Below are 15,883 nucleotides of genomic sequence, written 5' to 3'. Positions count from 1 at the left end.
TAAGGAGGGCACCCGTGAGCGGGTCGACCAACACTGCCGGTCCCGAGCGGATCGTGGACATCGCCGTGGGCTACATGGCGGCCAAGCAACTCTTCGCGGCGAGCCGGATCGGCCTGTTCACCGCCCTCGCCGACGGGCCCCTGACGGTGGCGGAACTGGCGGGGACGACCGGCAAACCGGCGAAGATCGTCCGCATCCTCGGTGACGCCATGTCATCACTCGGACTGCTGTCCCGTGTGGACGGACGCTACGCGCTGGCCGCCGACACGGCGGAGTACCTCGGCGCCGGCGACCTCGATCTGGCCCCGTTCCTGACGTTCCTGGACTCGATCAGTTACCCGCATTGGCTGCACTTCGGCCACACCGCCGACACTGGCGAGCCCGGGAGACTGGAGATGGACGACGCGCGCTGGGGCACGTTCATGGCAGGCGTCATGACGTATAACGCCCTGCACGCCAAGATGCTGGCCGACGCGTTCGATTTCGGCCCGCACCGGAAGCTGCTGGACCTCGGCGGGCTCTCCAGCGCGTTCGCGGTCGAAGCCATGAAGACCGCCGAGGATCTGCACACGACGTTCGTCTTCGACCCGGGCTTCACCGCCTCGGTCACCACCGCGGTGGCCGAGGCGGGATTCGCGGACCGCGCCGCCGTCGTCGGAGCGGAGACGCCCACCGCGCGGCCCGAAGGCGCGTTCGACCTGGTGATGGTCAACCACGTCGTCCACCGCTTCGACGCGGGCCAGAACGCGGAGATCCTGCGTAACGCCCGCGCCGCCGCGGCGCCGGGTGCGACGCTGCTGCTGCTCGACTTCTTCCTCGACGACGACGCGGTCCAGCGGCCGATCGACGCGCTGCACGCGGGGGAGTACCTGGTGATCGACGGGACGGTCGTCTATCCGGAGGCCGAGGTCCGGGGCTGGCTGAGCGAGGCGGGCTGGCGGGTGACCGACCGGCTCACGCTGCCGGGCAGCCCGCGCGTGCTCGTCGCGGAAGCGGTGTGACCGTGACCCTCGATCCCGCCGTCAAGGAACTGCTCGCCCGCAGCGTCGCGCCCGAAGCACCGGCCGCGCCGCCGGCGGCCGCGGAGCTGCGAGCCGCTTTCGCCGCCTCGTGGCGACGTCCCGAAACGGTCGAAGCGGTCGCCTCGGTCACCGACCACGTCCTGCCCTCCGGTGTCCGCGTGCGGATCTATCTGCCCGACGTCGCCGCGCCGGTGCCGGCTTTCGTGTGGATCCACGGCGGCGGATGGACGATCGGCTCGATCGACGAGAACGAGGTCGCCTCGCGCGCGGTGTGCAACGCGGCGAAGGTCGCCGTCGTCGCGGTGGACTACCGGCTCGCCCCCGAGCATCCGTTCCCGGCGGCGCCGGACGACTGCTACGCCGTCGTCGAATGGCTCGCCGCGGGCGGCGCGGGAACGTCGGTGGACTCGCGCCGGATCGCGATCGGCGGGGAGAGCGCCGGTGGCAATCTGTCCACGGTGGTCTCGATGATGTCCCGCGATCGGGGCGGGCCGCCGTTGGCCGCGCAGGTGCTGATCTGCCCGGTCTACGGTCACCCGGACGACGGCTTCCGGTCCTATGTGGACTTCGCTGAGGGGTTCGGTATGACAGCCGGGGCGATGCGGTTCTTCTTCGATCAGTACGTGTCGGACCCGGCGCACCTGAACGACCCGTATTTGCTGCCGCTGCGGGCCTCCGACTTGACGAAGCTCCCGCCGGCGCTCGTGCTGACGGCCGAGTACGACGTCCTGCGAGACGAGGGGGAGGAGTTCGCGCGGCGACTGGCCGATGCCGGGACGCGGGTGGAGATGACGCGGTACTCGGGCCAGATCCACGGCTTCTATGGCCTCTACACCGATCTTCCCGCTTCGCCCCGATCGCACCGGCACGTGGCAAGCTTCCTGACCCGCGTCTTCACGTCCGCACAACGACCGCATTTAGAGGACTAAACGCGGTAGTACGTAGTACGAACGACCGCATTTAGAGGACGAAATGCAGGGCTTAGGGGCGGGTCAGGCGGTCGAAGAAGGACTCGAGGTGCTGTCGCTGCAGGGCGATGGTCGAGAACTCCCCGGCGACCAGGCTCATCACGTTCGCCCCGGCGTTGATCAGCACGACCTCGTCGACCAGCTGCTCGTCGGGGGTCGCGGTGACGATGTCGCCGTCTTCGCGGCCCTCGGCGAGATACCGGTGAAGCAGCCCGCGCCACGAGCGGATGTGCTCGAGGTACTTGTCCTGCAGTTTCGGGTTGGTCAGCGAAAGCTGCCAGAAGGTGAGCAGGACACGCCCCGCGGCGATGCGGTCCTCGTCGATCGGCATCGACGAGACGCACAGCTCGCGGAGTGCGACCAGCCCGCGCAGTCCGTCCAGCTCCACGTACTCGCGCATCATCCCGAGCGCGCGCTCGTAGGTGGCCTGGATGATGTCTTCCTTGCTCGGGAAGTACAGCTTCAGCGCCCCGTTGGCGAAGCCGGCGGCGGCCGCGATCTCGCGCATGGTGGCGGCCTCGATCCCGCCCTGGGTGATCAGTTCCCAGGTGACGTCGACGATATGACTTCGCCGCTCGTCGTGGTCGATGATCTTCGGCATCGGCAGACCTCCCGCACTGGTTCTTCTACCAGTGTAGGAGATCAGTCCCGCTGATACACGCGGTGCCCGGCGAACCACGTTTGCGTCACGTTCGTCTTGACGAGCGCCGACGGATCGGTCTGGAACGGATCCCGGTCCAGTACGACGAGATCCGCCGACTTTCCGGGGATCAGCGAACCGGTGACGTCGTCGACGCCCATCGCGCGGGCGGCGGAGAGGGTGAAGACCTCGATCGCCTCGGCCAGGGTGATGGCCTGCTCCGGCCACAGCGCGCCGGGGAAGGTGCCGGTCGGGTCCTGCCGGGTGACGAGGCCGTGGATGCCCTCCCACGCGTTCGGCGACTCGCTGACCGGCCAGTCGGAACCGCCCGCGACCAGCGCGCCCTCGTCCAGCAGCGACCGGTTCGGCTGCATCCGCCCCGCCCGCTCGCCGGGCAGGACCTCCGCGATGGCCGCCGGGATGACGCCGGGAACCCACAGGAACGGCGAGATGTCCGCGGCGACACCCAGCGCGGCGAAGCGCGGGAGGTCGTCCGGGTGCACGAACTGGCCGTGCGCGACCTGGAAACGCGCTTCGGCGAAGCCCTCGGCCCGCACCTTTTCGACGGCGTCCAGCGTCGCGCGCACCGACGCGTCGCCGGTGCAGTGCACCTTGGCCGAGAGCCCGGCCGCGGCCGCGGTGCGCAGCCAGCCGACGAGTTCGTCGCCGGGCATGGTGGTGGCCCCGTGATGACACGCGCCGTGCACGTCGTCCGGCAGGTACGGCTCCAGGAACGCGGCCGTGCGCGTCGGCGGGACTCCGTCGAGGAAGATTTTCACGAAGTCGGGCCGGTGGTGCTCCCCGCGATACTGCCCGGCGACCTCCAGCAGCGGCGCGCCGATCGGGTCGAAGCCGAAGATCGGGTCGTTGATCAGCAGCGACGACACGACCCACGCGTGCAGTTCCCCCGCGTCGTCGAGGGACTTCAGTGCCCGCAGGATGTCGGAGGAGACTCCGGCGTCCTGGAACGCGGTGACCCCGTACGAATGCAGCGTGCCGATCCCGTGCCGCGACGCCGCCGCGTGCTGCTCTTCGGTGAGCGTCCGTGTCTCGCTGAGCGCTCGCTCCACCGCGACGCCCGCCGCTTCGAGCAGGACGCCGACAGGTTCACCGGTCGAGGGGTCGCGGACGATCTCCCCGCCAGCCGGATCGGGTGTCGAGGTGGTGATGCCCGCCAGTGCCAAGGCCCGGCTGCTCACCCAGCGGTTGTGCCTGCTGTCATCCGAGAGCATGACCGGACGGCCGCCCGCCGCCTCGTCGAGCGCGTGTCTCGCGGAAGACCGTGACAGGGTTCCGACCAAAGTGGACGCCCAGGCCCCGCCGACCACCCATTCGTCGGGCCCGAGTCCCGCCGCACGCGAGCGGACCGCCGCGAGAATGTCCTCGAAGCCGGCGTCCACACCGAAGTTCAGCTCGAACAGTGCCGAGCGGCCGGCCAGAGCGTGGTGGTTGTGGACGTCGACGAGGCCGGGCATCACGAACGCGCCTTCGAGGTCGACGACTTCGGTGGACGGCCCGCGATCCAGGTCCTCCAGGGACACGACGCGACCGTCCTTGATCGCCAGTGACGACGCCCAGGGCCGGACACCGTCCACTGTGTACACCTTGGCGTTGGTGAGAATGAGGTCGGCGGTCAAGGCTCAGCTCCCGGCGGGGTCGTACGCCTCGGGGTGCACGGTGGTGCTCAGGAGCTTGCCGTGCGCGCCGAAGGTGAAGTGGGTCGGGGTGGACCCGGTGGCGTCCAGTCCGAAAAGGACACCGTGCGAGCGCAGCCGCTTCGCGTCGCGGTGGTCCGCGACGGTCACCGACGCGCACGGGATCACCTTCTCCCGCCAGGCGAAGACGTAGATGCCGGGCCGCAGTTCGTAGACCGAGTTCTCGTCGGTGTCCGCGAGCCCCTTCTCCGGTCCGGCAAGGCATTGCCAGGTGTACCAGTGCGGGCTGAGGTACACGTGCTCGTAGGCGTGCGCGGTGCTGTACACCCACAGCACCCGACGGCCCACCAGCGACGTGGTGGGTGCGAGCGACTCCCCGCTCGGCTCGATACCGCCGATCGTGGCGGCCAGGAAGGTCTGCGTGACCCTCGGCGAGGTGTCGCCGATCTTGCTCAGCACCAGGAGCGCGCGGCCGCGCCGCACGTCGAGCAAGAGGGTGAACGCCTCCTCCTGCCGCGCCTGCGGGTGGAACTGGACGTAGTACAGGTCGTCGTCGACCAGGAACGTCTCACAGCGGTCGGTGCCGGAACCGTGATAGGTCCAGTCGATCCGGGTGCCGGAGAAGGCCGCGGTGAACGTGGTGCCGTCCTCGCAGGCGAGTTCGAAGGTGCGGCCGTGCAGATCGCCGACCGTGGGCGCCTTGTTCGCGTCGAAACCGGGGGCCAAGCCGTCCAGCGGCAGCCAGGTGGAGGTGTCGGACAGGGTGAGTTCAGGCATCAAGAGAGTCCTAGTGCTCGTGGGCGGAACAGTGCTCGTCGGTGGCGCCGGAAGGCAGGTCCAGTGCCGGGTTGCGGTCCAGGAAGCCGTAGGGACGCAAGGTGAAACCCGAGTAGTCGACCGGCATGACCGGCCAGTCCTCGGGACGCGGGATGTGGGTGGGGCCGAAGACGTGCCACAGCACGAGATCGGTGTCGGTGAGGTCCCGGTCGGCGGCGGTCCAGGCCGGCAGGCCCGCCCCGCCGGGGTGCGCGTTCGGCCGGTCGCCCGCCGGGAAGCGTTCGTCGGCGCGGTACGGCGTGGCCCACAGATGCCGGGTGGCGAACGTCGCTCGCTTGTGGACACTCGATTCCGGTTGCGCCATCAGGGTCGCGGACGGCCGGGGCACCAGCTGGTACGCCGTCGGCGCGCCGAGCCGGTTGGTCCGCTCCGCGCTGCGGATCTCCCAGACCCGCGCCTTGGCCGGATCCGCGTGCCGCTGCGCTTCCCGCTCGGTCCGCAGCGGGGTTTCCTTCCAGGTGAAGGCGTTCCCGTACGGGTTCCGGTCGCCGGTCGGCACGCCCTCGACGTCGATCTCGACGAGGGAGTTGCGTTCGCCGTCGATCGCCACGTCCAGCCGCGCGCAGAACAGGTGCTGGTGCACCGGCGCGAACAGGCCGGGCGCGATCTCGTTGGCGTGCGGGTGTTTCGTCCCGGAGTGCGCGGCGCCGGCGAACACGATGCCGGTGGCCTTCGCCTCCAGCTCCACGGTGCCGTCGAGGTAGAGGTACCAGAAGAAGCCGTAGTCGTAGTTGCCGATGGTGGAGATCGACGAGATCACCAGCCGCCGCGAGCGGCGGACTTCGGCGCGGCCGTCGAGATCGGTGTGCTTCCAGAGGATCCCGTAGTCCTCCTCGTGCAGGCAGATCGCGCGGGGGATCTCGACCGGGTGGCCGTGGTCGTCGGCGACGAACGCGGGGAAGTAGTGGATGACGCCGAGGCAGTCGCAGCCCAGCCGCAGGTCGTTGCCGTTCTTGCCGAGCAGGTACTCACCCGCGTCGAAGTAGCTGATCCAGAACCGCCCGGGCGCGGTGTCGCCGTAGGGCACGACCATCTCCGGAACCGAAGCCCGGTACAGCACCGAGCGTTCTTGAAACGAGATCTGGTGCAGCGTCAGGCCTTCGCGGGCGTTGAAACCGACACGCAGCCGCCAGCCCTCCCAGGTGACCTCATTGCCGTCGACGGTGAAGCTCGGGCCTTCGGGCTGGGTGATTTCGATGGGCTTGAGTGTGGTGCGGGGTGGGACTCCGTCGTAGCGACCGTGCTCCGGCGGGACGGGCACGTCGCCCTCGTCCTCGACCCGCAGCACCCGCTGTCCAGTCAGATCGATGTGCACGATCAGGCCCTCGACGGGATGCGCCCACGGGCTGTCCGACTCGTCGTCGCGCAGGAAGGTCAGCGAGCGGATGACCCGTCCGGTCTCGTCGGACCTGCTGAAGAAACCCGGCGCCAGCGGAGCGCAGAAGGCTTGCCCGATCCGGTCACCGAGTCCGCGCCGCCGCATCGCGGCCTGCCATTCGGGTGACGCCTTGGTGATCGACGCGGCGAGGTCGTACTCCTCGAACAGATAGGCGGGCTGGCCGTCGCCGCAGGATTCGGCGGCGACGATTTCGCGTTTCGCCAGCGAAACGACCACGTCGCGCGCCAGGCCGGTCGCGGTGTCCAGCAGCGTGTATTGGACCCGGCGGTCGGGGGCGGCGTCGGCCTTGTCCGGCTCCACCGGAAGTACCGCCGGGAACCGCGTGGTCTCGGTGAGCAGGCCCTCGTCGGCCAGGATCGCACGGCCTGCGGTGAGCTCGTCGGCGGTCAGCGGGTCCAAAGGATGCGGCCTGGTCATGCTTCGCAGTCTTGCCGGTCCACCGGCGCGAGGAAAGGGCGCGACGTCGTCATGCGGCCGCGGACAAGAAGGATGCGCTGATGGCCAACCCCCGCGAACGGGCCGGACCGGAGGATGGCGCCATGCGACTGGATCTCGCGGGCAAGGCCGTGCTGGTGACCGGCGCGGCGTCCGGTATCGGCCTCGCCTGCGTCCACGCCTTCCTGGCCGAAGGCGCGCGGGTCGGCGCACTGGACCGGGCACCCGTGCCCACCCTCGCCGACGGCCTGCTGACGGTCCACGCCGACGTCACCGACGAGCGTTCGGTGTCCGACGCGGTCGGCGCCGTCGCCGAGCGGTTCGGCGGCCTGGACGTCGTCGTCGGCTGCGCCGGGATCTCCGGCCCGGTGGGGACTCCGGTCACCGAAACCTCGGCGGCCGACTTCGCCGCGCTCATGGCGGTCAACGTCACCGGACAGTTCTTGCTGGTCAAACACGCCGCGCCGTGGCTCACCGCGGCAGGAGGCTCGGTCGTCCTGCTGGCCAGCGACTCGGCGTTCACCAGCGCGCCCGGCATGGTGCCCTACTGCGCGTCGAAGGGCGCCGTGGTCGCGATGACCAGGGCACTCTCGGTCGACCTCCCCGGTGTCCGGGTGAACTGCGTGTGCCCATCGGTGGTCGACACCCCGATGGCGCGCGGTGACCTCGGCGAGGTGCTCGACGATCCCGCGTTCCCGGTGCAGGCTCCTGAAGACGTCGCGGACCAGGTGCTCTATCTCGCGTCCGCGCGTTCGCGGACGGTCAACGGCCAGGCCTTGCTCGCCGACTTCGGCGTCTCGGCCCGCTCCGGTTTTCCCGCTTAGAAAGGACTCCGCAAGTGAAGAAGGTCATCGCGATCACAGGGGGCGGTACCGGTATCGGCGCGGCCGTCGCCCGCCGGTACGCCGACGAGGGCGCCCAGGTGGTGGTGCTCGGACGGCGCCGCGAGCCGCTGGAGAAGGTGGCCGCCGAGACCGGCGCGCACGTCATCGCCTGTGACGCCAGCGAACGCGAAGCCGCCGAGAGCGCCGCGGCCGAGATCGTCGGAAAGTTCGGCAGGCTGGACGTCGTGGTGGCCAACGCGGGCGGGCACGGGCTGTCTTCGGTGGTCGACACCGGCGACGACGAATGGGAACTAGCCCTGCGCTCGAACCTGTCCAGCGCGTTCGTGTTCTGCCGGGCCACCCTGCCCTCGCTGATCGAGACCGGCGGTCAGGTGGTCATCGTGTCGTCACTGGCCGGACTGTTCGCCGGACCGAACGTCGCCGGCTACACCGTCGCCAAGCACGCGCTGATCGGGCTGACCCGCTCGATCGCCCGCGACTACGGGCCGAAGGGCGTCCGCGCGAACGCCGTCTGCCCGGGGTGGGTGCGCACCCCGATGGCGGACGGCGAAATGGACCAGTTCGCCGAGGCGGCGGGCTTCGACGGCGGTCACGACGAGGGCTACCGGCGAGTCACCGCCGAGGTCCCGTTGCGTCGCCCCGCCGAACCCGAGGAGATCGCGTCGATCGTGCGGTTCCTGGGATCTTCGGAGTCGTCGTACATCACCGGGGCGGTGATCGTGGCCGACGGCGGCGCGCACGCCGTCGACCTGCCGACCCTGGCTTTCGAACGAGCGGGCATGGGTGCTTAGCCGTAGCGCGTGAACCCGGTGCGGCCGCGACCCCCGTGACCTACCCCCCGAACGCATCCAGAGGACTAAACGCGAGTATGGGCCGCACGTGCCTGCCGGTTTCGCCGTGAAGGACTCCTTGCCTACCCTCAGAGTCTGGGGCCCGGCAAAGTCGCATAACTGCCGGTCAACTCCACCGCTATGGCGAGACTGGGCACCGTGTCGTGGTGGACCCGGTGGGAGCTGGCTCACGCAAGGAGCGTCACTCGGCTCTCGACTGTCCATAAGGGACACTTTCCGAGAAAACGTGCCCGGTCTGGGTGACTTGCGCGGTTTTGCGCCGCGGTCTGATGTCCCCAATGCGGCATTGGGGGCGCTGAGCGTCTCCAATGCCGCATTGGAGACGTGTCCGGTTCCCGATTCCCCGCAACGCCGAATCAGCCCCCCCAGGGCACCACCTTTGGGTTACCCCTCAATAAGCCTCATGCGACCCTGCGACTGTGTAGGAATAGTCGCCTGACCTGCAAGATCTCGACTTTGCCGCGACCCTGACCCTCAAGTAGGGAAGGGGCCCTTTACTACCCGCCGATGTGCCCCCAGGCGACCCTGGAGACAACAGTGACGCCCAACCTCGAACCGGCGGCACGAGGCCGCTGGTCAGGATTCCCCGAGGTAGGCCGTGTGCAGGGTGCCGGGGGAGTCCAGCAGGGCCTGAGCTGAACCCGCGTAGGTGACACGCCCCGAAGACACCACCAGCGCGTCGCTCGCCACGCCGAGCGCCAGGTGGGTGAACTGCTCGACGAGCAGGATCGCCGCGCCTTCCTCGGCGAACCGGGTCACCATCGGCAGCAACCGGGTGAACACCACCGGCGCGAGCCCGAGTGACATCTCGTCGATCAGCAGGAACGACGGCCGCGCGGCGAACGCGCGGGCCAGCACCACCATCTGCTGTTCCCCGCCGCTGAGCAGCGCCGCCGGGGAATCGCGGCGTTTCTCCAGTTCGGGGAACAACTCGAACAGCTCGTCGGCCCGCGCGCGGGTGCGCGCGGTCAGCATCAGGTTCTCCAGCACGGTCAGTCCGCCGAACACCGCGCGCCCCTGCTCGATATGCGCCAGACCACGTCGCGCGCGGGCGACGCGCGACTGCTTCGTGATCTCGTCCGGTCCGATGTGGACGGTCCCGGCCGAGGCGGGGACGACGCCGGAGACCGCCTCCAGCAGGCTGGTCTTCCCGGCGCCGTTGGGCCCGACGAGCGCGGTGATCCGGCCCGGCTCCAGCGTCAGATCGACGTCGGAGATCACCGGCCCGGCACCGCGGGTGACCGTCAGTCCCGCTATCCGCAAAGCGTTCACAGCAGCTCCGTTTCACCCATGTACGCCTTGAGCACGGCCGGATCGGCGAGCACTTCGGCCTGGGGGCCGGAGGCCAGGACACGGCCGAAGTCGAGGACAGTGATCGTGTCGCAGACCGACCGCACCAGGTCGAGGTCGTGCTCGATGAGCAGCACGGATACCCCGAAGCGCGCGGGAACCTGCCGTAGCCGTTCCCCGAACGCGACGTGCTCCTCGTGCGGGAGTCCGGCGGCCGGCTCGTCCAGCAGCAGGACGCGCGGTTTCGCCAGCAGATGCCCGACGACCTCGACCAGCCTGCGCGCGCCGACGTCCACCCGCGACAGCGGGGTGCGGGCGGTGGGGCAGCCGAAGAAGTGCAGGGCGTCCTCGATCTCGTCGGCGGTGAGGCGACGCCTGGCGAGGAACTTCAGGTAGGCGCCGACCGTCAGACCAGGCGGGACACGGTCCTGCTGGAACGTCCGGCGCAGCCCGGAGCGGGCCCGGTTCGACGGTGACCCGGTCAACGGTTTGCCGCCGAGTTCGACCACGCCGTCCGCGTTCGGCAGGAATCCGCTGATCGCGTCGACCAGTGTCGATTTGCCCGCGCCGTTGGGGCCGATCACCCCGAGCACGCCATGTTCCGGCACCGCGATGTCCACTGAGGACAGTGCGGCCACATGTCCGAAGGTCACGCTCAGCCCACGCACGACGAGCACAGGCGGGCCGGGCGCCTTGGACTCGATGTCCGCGGTTCCGGAAGCGAGGTCGAGTTTCGCCGGTTCCTTTGTGGACCGCCGGTACCAGATCTGCCGCACCGTCGTGCCCAGGTTCCCGCCACTGGCCAGCGCCTGGACGCCGAGCACCCCGAAGACCACGAAACCCCAGTCCTGCGGGATTCCCCAGCGTTTCAGCAGCTCCGGAACACCGACCCACAACACCGCGCCGAACACCGCCATGTCGATCAGATGCGCCCCGGACATGATCGCCAGCACGTACAGCGCCAGCGACTGGATCGCGGTGAAACTGGCCGGGAAGGCGAGCCCGACCTGCCCGGTGAGCAGGCCGCCGCTGATCCCGCCGAGGGTGGCGCTCACCGCGAACGCGGTCAGCTTCGACGTCCGGACGCTGGTGCCGGCGGCGGCCGTCCCCCGTTCGGAGAACGCCACCGCCTGCCACGCGCTGCCCCAGCGTCCGCGGCGCAGAAAGTACACGGCAAGGCAGCACAGCACCAGCACCACCACGGCGAGCAGGAAGTAGGACCGGTCGTCGGAGAAGGCGTCCGGCCGCTCGACCGAGATCCCGCCGGAGACGCCGGGGAACTGCAGCTGCACCAGCGCGAGGTCGGCCGCGGCGGCGAGCCCCAGCGTGACGACGGCGAGGTTGATCCCGCGCAGCCGCAACGCCGGGAGACCGACGAGCACCCCGACCACCCCGGCGGCGAGACCGCCGAGCACCAGCCAGGTGAGGAACCCGCCGGGTGCCTGTGCCTCGTTCAGCGCGGACACCGTCCAGGCGCCGACAGCGCCGAAGGTGAGCTGGCACAGGGAAATCATCCCCGCGCTGCCGGTGACCACGCCCAGCCCGAGCAACGAGATGCCGGCGACCACGGCACTCATGCCGAGGTACACGAAGTACCCGTCGAGGCCAATGCTCAGGCCGTAGCCTGCCGCGATCGCCGCCAGCGCGACCACGAACGGAATCCCGCGTTCAGCGAGCCGCATCCCACACCTCCTTGCGCTGCGACCACAGCAGCAGCGCGACGATCACCGCGAACGGCAGGAAATACCGCACCACCGAAAGGCCGTCGACCTGCGCGGCCGCACCTTGGATCAGGCCGAGGCCCAGTCCGCCCGCGACCGCGAGGTCGAGGCGGCGGAACCCGCCGAGCAGGGCAGCGGCGGCGGCCGGGACCACCAGCATCGCCAGCGACGTCGCGTCGTTCGACTGCGACGGTGCGACGATCGAGATGACCAGTGTGCTGACCACCCCGGTGACCGCCCAGACCGCGATGCTGAGCCGTTTCGCCGGGATGCCCAGCAGTTCGGCCGTCGTCGGCCGTTCCGAAAGCGCCCGGAGCTGGACCCCCGCCGACGTCCGGGTCAGCACGATCCGGCTGGCCGCCGCCACGAGCACCGCCAGCGCGACGGTGACCACGGTGACCTGGCTGATCACCACGCCGCCGACCGTGACCGCCGGTCCGTCGAGGATCGGATGGAACGGCTGCGGTTTGTTGCCGAACAGGATGAACGACACCGAGATCAGCAGGAGCAGCACCGCCACGGTGACCGCCGAGCGGGTGCCGGTGTCGGCTTCGGCGAGCCAGGTGGACACGATCCAGCCGAGCAGCGCGCTGAGCAGACCGCCGAGCAGGATCCCCGCCACCGTGGCGAGCCAGGTCGGCAATCCCCAGCCGACGGACAGGAACACCGCGACGTAGCAACCGAACATCCCGGTGGCCGACTGGGCGAAGTTGACCACCCGTACCAAGCGCGACATGAGTGTCAGGCACACCGCCAGTACCGCGTACAGTCCGCCGGCGGCCAAGCCTGCCAGCGCTCCCTGCAGCATCGAATCCTCCCGTTACTTTTTGGGAATCCGCAGCCAGTCGTTCGCGACGAGCTCCCATTTGTTGGTGCCCGAGGCGAGCTTGATCGGCCAGCCCGAGGTGTTGTCGTGGTGGGCCTTGCCGGGGCCGAAGACGTACGGCGTGCCGACCATCGGGTCGCTGACCGGCTTCATTTCGCGCAGTGCCTTGGTCACCGACTCGCGGGTGATGTCACCGGTGATCCCGCGGACGACGTCGAGGAAGTACTTCGCCGCCAGGTAGCCGCCCTGGCTGAACGACGTCAGCGGGATGCCGTTCTTCGTCATCAGCTCGCGCCAGTCCTTGTTCTGCGGGCTGGTCGCGTCGGTGAACGGATAGAACTCGGCGGGTACGTAGACCCCGGCACCGGCGTTGGTGATGGCCTTGGCGTAGTTCTCGCTGTAGACGCTGGTCAGCAGCAACCACGTGACGTCGTTCCAGCCCTGCGCGGCGGCGGCCTTGAGCTGGCCGATCGAATCCGGTTCGACCGGGTTCACCGTGATCGCCTTGCAGCCGGCGTTGCGGGCCTTGACGATGTAGGAGGTGTAGTCGGAACCGCCGTAGGGCACGGTCGCGTCGAGGTACTTGAGCTTCTTGCCGGTGATGGCCGACCACTCGTCGATGGCCGCGTGATACGACGGCAGCGTGTTGCCCGCGATCTCCAGCAACGCGCAGATGTCGTTCAGCTTCAACGTTTCCGAGCCGTAGAGCAACGTCAACGTCATGTCGTGGTAGGGGCCGACGTTGACCGGCGCGATATTGGGGCTGGAGAAGCACGCCGGGTCCACCCCGATGCCCTGCATGGACAGGATCTTCTGCTGCTCGTAGTACTTGTTGTTGATCTCGCACTCGATAAGGCTGGACGAGCCGACCAGCGCCACAGCCTCGTCGCGGCCGACGACCTCGCGGGCCGCGGCCGCCGCTGCCGCTGGGTCGCCTTTGTCGTCGAGGGCCTTGTACTGGATCTGCCTGCCGTTGACACCGCCGCTCGCGTTGGCCGCGTCGAAGACCGCCTTCGCCGCCTGGGAGGCCTCGGGGAAGGTGGCCGCGCCGCTCAGCGCGTTGACCGAGCCGACCACGATCGGGCCGCTCGAACCGCTTTCGGCTCCGGCGCAGCCCGCCGCGCCGAGCAGGATGGCGGCGGCGAGGGCTGTCAGGCCCCGTGCGGGTTTCACCGGTTCCCCGCATCGTTCATGGCTTTCACCACGGGCACGGAGTCGACGATCTGCTCGAACGAGGCGAGCTTGCCGCCCTCGAACTTCCATACGTGCGCGACACGGGCGGTGAACGAGCGACCGGTCTCGCGGTGCTTGCCCTGGTAGGTCCCGAGGCCGATCACCGTGTCACCGGCGTCGAGCAGGTCCCCGAGGGTGAAGGTGTAGCCGTCCCAGTCCTTCGCGATCGCGCCGAAGACGTTGTCACGGACCTCTTCCGGGCCGGTGTAGGTTCCGGCGTAAGGGAAACCGGCCGCCTCCGTCCAGGTGGTGGTGGGACCGAGCGGGGCCAGCATGCCCGCCAGGTCGCCTCGGTCGCTCGCGGCGTAGTGCGCCGCGATGATGTCTGAATTGGACACTTGAGCTCCTTAGACCGGTTGCGCGTCGGGATAAGAGACGGCGCCGAGTGGGTAGATGTGCCCGCCCGCTCGGGAATGCTCCGACCGGCCGTCGCCGGTCAGGCCGAGGAAGACGCCGGTGGTCTTCAACGCGTAGCCGAGGTCGTGCAGCCATACACTGGCCACGGCGATGCGGAATTCGCGGAAGCAGAACAGGTAGAGCCCGTCCTGGAACTTCCACACCGTCGACAGGTCCATGTCCCCGTGGCCGCGCTGCACGCCTTCGAGGCATTGCCAGGCATAGCGCTGGGAGGACACGTACACGTGCTCGTAGAGGTGTTCCGGGCTGTAGCGGTAGACGTTGCGCTTGCCGATCAGGTCGCGCGAGGGTCCCGGCACCTCGCCGGTCGGCGTGCCCGCGTCGGTGGTGCCGGACCAGAATGTCTGCGAGACACGGGGAACGCCTTCGACGTCCTCGGCGCCGATCACCGAGCGCACGGCCAGCGCGCGATGCGTCGTCGTGGAGAAGACGACGGTGAGCGCTTCGCCTTCCACGCTGGTATGGGGGAGATTGACGAAGAAGACGTCTTCCCGGACGGCGACCGCGTCGTACGGATCCTCGATGCCGTTGCAGGTGACGGTTTCCGCGTTCTCGAACCGCAGCGCGAACGTCTTCCCGTCGTCGAGGGTGACGGTGAGCTCGCGTCCCGACAGATCCGCGTTCGGCAGGCGGTAGGTGGCTATTCCGGCGGCGAACTCGTCATAGGTGCGCCACTGTTCCTCGGGTGCTTCGGACATGCGGTCATCGTCGGGGCGACCGCCGGGGGAGGGCCAGCTGTCACGCGCTGGGCGGCAACAACCGCTCGCTCACGGTCAAGCCACGGCGCAGTTCGCTCGGCGAGCGGCCGAATTCCGTCTTGAAGACCCGGCTGAAATGCGGCGCGTCGACGAAACCCCACTTCGCCGCGATGGCGGCGACGGGCCGCGAGGCGTGCACCGGGTCGAGCAGTTCACGGCGGCAGTGTTCGAGGCGGCGGGTGCGGATCCAGCTCGAGACGGTCGTGCCCTGTTCGTGGAAGAGGCCGTGCAGATGCCGGGTGGAGATGTAGTGCTCCGCGGCGATCTGCGCCGGGCCGAGGTCGGTGGAGGAGAGGTTCGCGTCGATGTAGGCGAGGACGCGGCGCATCAGTTCGTGATGCGGTCCGGCCGTGGTGCGGGCGAGGTCGAGTTCGCTGGCGAGCAGCGTGGCGAGCAGGTCGACCGCGGTATGCGCGAGCCGGACGCCCGCCGGTCCGCCGAGCTGGTCGAGGTTGCTGCCGAGCTGCGCGAGGAACGGCACCACCACGTTGCCCATCCCGCGCTTGCCCGACATCGGGACCGCGGTCAGCTGGCCGACCAGGTCACGGGGGAGATCGATGAGCCGCTGCGGGAACATCACCACGAGCGTGCGGAAATCCTCCTCGAACGCCAGCGTGTACGGCCGGTTCGTGTCGTACAACGCCACGTCACCGGGGCGCAGCATCGCCTCGCGGTTGTCCTGCACCAGCAGCCCGGTCCCGGACAGGATCAGGCTGAGCTTGTAGTAGTGCCTGTCCGCCCTCGCGATGAGTTCGGGCGTCCGCTCGACCACGTGGGCCGACGCGGTCACCTCGGTCAGCTGTACCTCGTCGGCGCCACACGAGCGGATGCGGCCGCGGAAGTGGTCGCGGTGCTCGCTCGTCACGTGCAACGGCACGAAGGACTGCGACACCACCGTGCGGAAATCGGTGAAATCTCGCGCGACCGTGGTGGTGGTCGGGTCGGCGGTGGCGGTGGTCAAGACGTCACCTCGCAGCATCGGGGGG

General features: G+C 69.2%; 15 protein-coding genes. 4 read left to right on the top strand and 11 right to left on the bottom strand.

The annotated features are described in order from the left end of the window. Positions 1–14: 14 nt before the first annotated feature. Positions 15–1,001, top strand: coding sequence for a methyltransferase (locus ACZ7KI_RS05745; protein ID WP_470272035.1), 987 nt, complete (start codon positions 15–17; stop codon positions 999–1,001). Beyond that, positions 998–1,951, top strand: a complete 954-nt coding sequence (locus ACZ7KI_RS05740; protein WP_470272034.1) for an alpha/beta hydrolase — start codon at positions 998–1,000, stop codon at positions 1,949–1,951. The genes ACZ7KI_RS05745 and ACZ7KI_RS05740 overlap by 4 nt, the downstream gene beginning before the upstream one ends. 52 nt (positions 1,952–2,003) lie before the next feature. Here the strand turns inward: ACZ7KI_RS05740 and ACZ7KI_RS05735 are convergent, their stop codons facing one another. From ACZ7KI_RS05735 to ACZ7KI_RS05720, 4 genes are read right to left on the bottom strand one after another with little or no spacing between them, the layout of a single operon-like run. Continuing rightward, the gene (locus tag ACZ7KI_RS05735) at positions 2,004–2,591 is read right to left on the bottom strand and encodes a TetR/AcrR family transcriptional regulator (protein ID WP_470272033.1); all 588 of its coding nucleotides are present in this window, start codon (positions 2,589–2,591) and stop codon (positions 2,004–2,006) included. A gap of 41 nt (positions 2,592–2,632) precedes the next feature. Further along, on the bottom strand, positions 2,633–4,267 hold the full coding sequence (locus tag ACZ7KI_RS05730; protein ID WP_470272032.1) for an amidohydrolase: 1,635 nt from the start codon (positions 4,265–4,267) through the stop codon (positions 2,633–2,635). 3 nt (positions 4,268–4,270) lie between these two features. Next, positions 4,271–5,062, bottom strand: a complete 792-nt coding sequence (locus tag ACZ7KI_RS05725; RefSeq protein ID WP_470272031.1) for a molybdenum cofactor biosynthesis F family protein — start codon at positions 5,060–5,062, stop codon at positions 4,271–4,273. 10 nt (positions 5,063–5,072) lie between these two features. Next, complete coding sequence (locus tag ACZ7KI_RS05720) at positions 5,073–6,938, bottom strand: primary-amine oxidase (protein WP_470272030.1); 1,866 nt, start codon at positions 6,936–6,938, stop codon at positions 5,073–5,075. A gap of 122 nt (positions 6,939–7,060) precedes the next feature. Here ACZ7KI_RS05720 and ACZ7KI_RS05715 point away from each other — a divergent pair, with 122 nt between their 5' ends. Further along, positions 7,061–7,780 (top strand): SDR family NAD(P)-dependent oxidoreductase, encoded by a 720-nt coding sequence (locus tag ACZ7KI_RS05715; protein WP_470272171.1) that lies wholly within the window; start codon positions 7,061–7,063, stop codon positions 7,778–7,780. A gap of 14 nt (positions 7,781–7,794) precedes the next feature. Continuing rightward, positions 7,795–8,592, top strand: a complete 798-nt coding sequence (locus ACZ7KI_RS05710; RefSeq protein ID WP_470272029.1) for an SDR family NAD(P)-dependent oxidoreductase — start codon at positions 7,795–7,797, stop codon at positions 8,590–8,592. Between the two features lie 636 nt (positions 8,593–9,228). Here ACZ7KI_RS05710 and ACZ7KI_RS05705 read toward each other — a convergent pair. The 7 genes from ACZ7KI_RS05705 to ACZ7KI_RS05675 are packed head-to-tail and all read right to left on the bottom strand — an operon-like array spanning position 9,229 to position 15,876. Continuing rightward, the gene (locus ACZ7KI_RS05705; protein WP_470272028.1) at positions 9,229–9,924 is read right to left on the bottom strand and encodes an ABC transporter ATP-binding protein; all 696 of its coding nucleotides are present in this window, start codon (positions 9,922–9,924) and stop codon (positions 9,229–9,231) included. After that, positions 9,921–11,624 (bottom strand): branched-chain amino acid ABC transporter ATP-binding protein/permease, encoded by a 1,704-nt coding sequence (locus tag ACZ7KI_RS05700; protein ID WP_470272027.1) that lies wholly within the window; start codon positions 11,622–11,624, stop codon positions 9,921–9,923. The genes ACZ7KI_RS05705 and ACZ7KI_RS05700 overlap by 4 nt, the downstream gene beginning before the upstream one ends. After that, positions 11,611–12,471, bottom strand: a complete 861-nt coding sequence (locus ACZ7KI_RS05695; RefSeq protein WP_470272026.1) for a branched-chain amino acid ABC transporter permease — start codon at positions 12,469–12,471, stop codon at positions 11,611–11,613. The genes ACZ7KI_RS05700 and ACZ7KI_RS05695 overlap by 14 nt, the downstream gene beginning before the upstream one ends. Before the next feature lie 12 nt (positions 12,472–12,483). After that, positions 12,484–13,662 (bottom strand): ABC transporter substrate-binding protein, encoded by a 1,179-nt coding sequence (locus tag ACZ7KI_RS05690; protein ID WP_470272025.1) that lies wholly within the window; start codon positions 13,660–13,662, stop codon positions 12,484–12,486. Beyond that, positions 13,659–14,060 (bottom strand): nuclear transport factor 2 family protein, encoded by a 402-nt coding sequence (locus tag ACZ7KI_RS05685; protein ID WP_470272024.1) that lies wholly within the window; start codon positions 14,058–14,060, stop codon positions 13,659–13,661. The genes ACZ7KI_RS05690 and ACZ7KI_RS05685 overlap by 4 nt, the downstream gene beginning before the upstream one ends. A 9-nt stretch (positions 14,061–14,069) precedes the next feature. Next, positions 14,070–14,837 (bottom strand): MoaF C-terminal domain-containing protein, encoded by a 768-nt coding sequence (locus ACZ7KI_RS05680; RefSeq protein WP_470272023.1) that lies wholly within the window; start codon positions 14,835–14,837, stop codon positions 14,070–14,072. A 40-nt stretch (positions 14,838–14,877) separates the two neighbouring features. Next, positions 14,878–15,876 (bottom strand): AraC-like ligand-binding domain-containing protein, encoded by a 999-nt coding sequence (locus ACZ7KI_RS05675; protein WP_470272022.1) that lies wholly within the window; start codon positions 15,874–15,876, stop codon positions 14,878–14,880. Positions 15,877–15,883: the final 7 nt, after the last annotated feature.

It is taken from the genome of Amycolatopsis sp. NPDC039088, from assembly GCF_055598845.1.
Note: the sequence above shows the minus strand (reverse complement) of the source record. Positions and strands in the feature narration are given on the sequence as shown.

Bases quoted from the DNA above. Each gene is read 5' to 3' on its own strand.
- ACZ7KI_RS05695 (WP_470272026.1), bottom strand. From the start codon at position 12,471: ATGCTGCAGGGAGCGCTGGCAGGCTTGGCCGCCGGCGGACTGTACGCG.
- ACZ7KI_RS05680 (WP_470272023.1), bottom strand. From the start codon at position 14,837: ATGTCCGAAGCACCCGAGGAACAGTGGCGCACCTATGACGAGTTCGCC.
- ACZ7KI_RS05725 (WP_470272031.1), bottom strand. From the start codon at position 5,062: ATGCCTGAACTCACCCTGTCCGACACCTCCACCTGGCTGCCGCTGGAC.
- ACZ7KI_RS05700 (WP_470272027.1), bottom strand. From the start codon at position 11,624: ATGCGGCTCGCTGAACGCGGGATTCCGTTCGTGGTCGCGCTGGCGGCG.
- ACZ7KI_RS05735 (WP_470272033.1), bottom strand. From the start codon at position 2,591: ATGCCGAAGATCATCGACCACGACGAGCGGCGAAGTCATATCGTCGAC.
- ACZ7KI_RS05675 (WP_470272022.1), bottom strand. From the start codon at position 15,876: ATGCTGCGAGGTGACGTCTTGACCACCGCCACCGCCGACCCGACCACC.
- ACZ7KI_RS05715 (WP_470272171.1), top strand. From the start codon at position 7,061: ATGCGACTGGATCTCGCGGGCAAGGCCGTGCTGGTGACCGGCGCGGCG.
- ACZ7KI_RS05720 (WP_470272030.1), bottom strand. From the start codon at position 6,938: ATGACCAGGCCGCATCCTTTGGACCCGCTGACCGCCGACGAGCTCACC.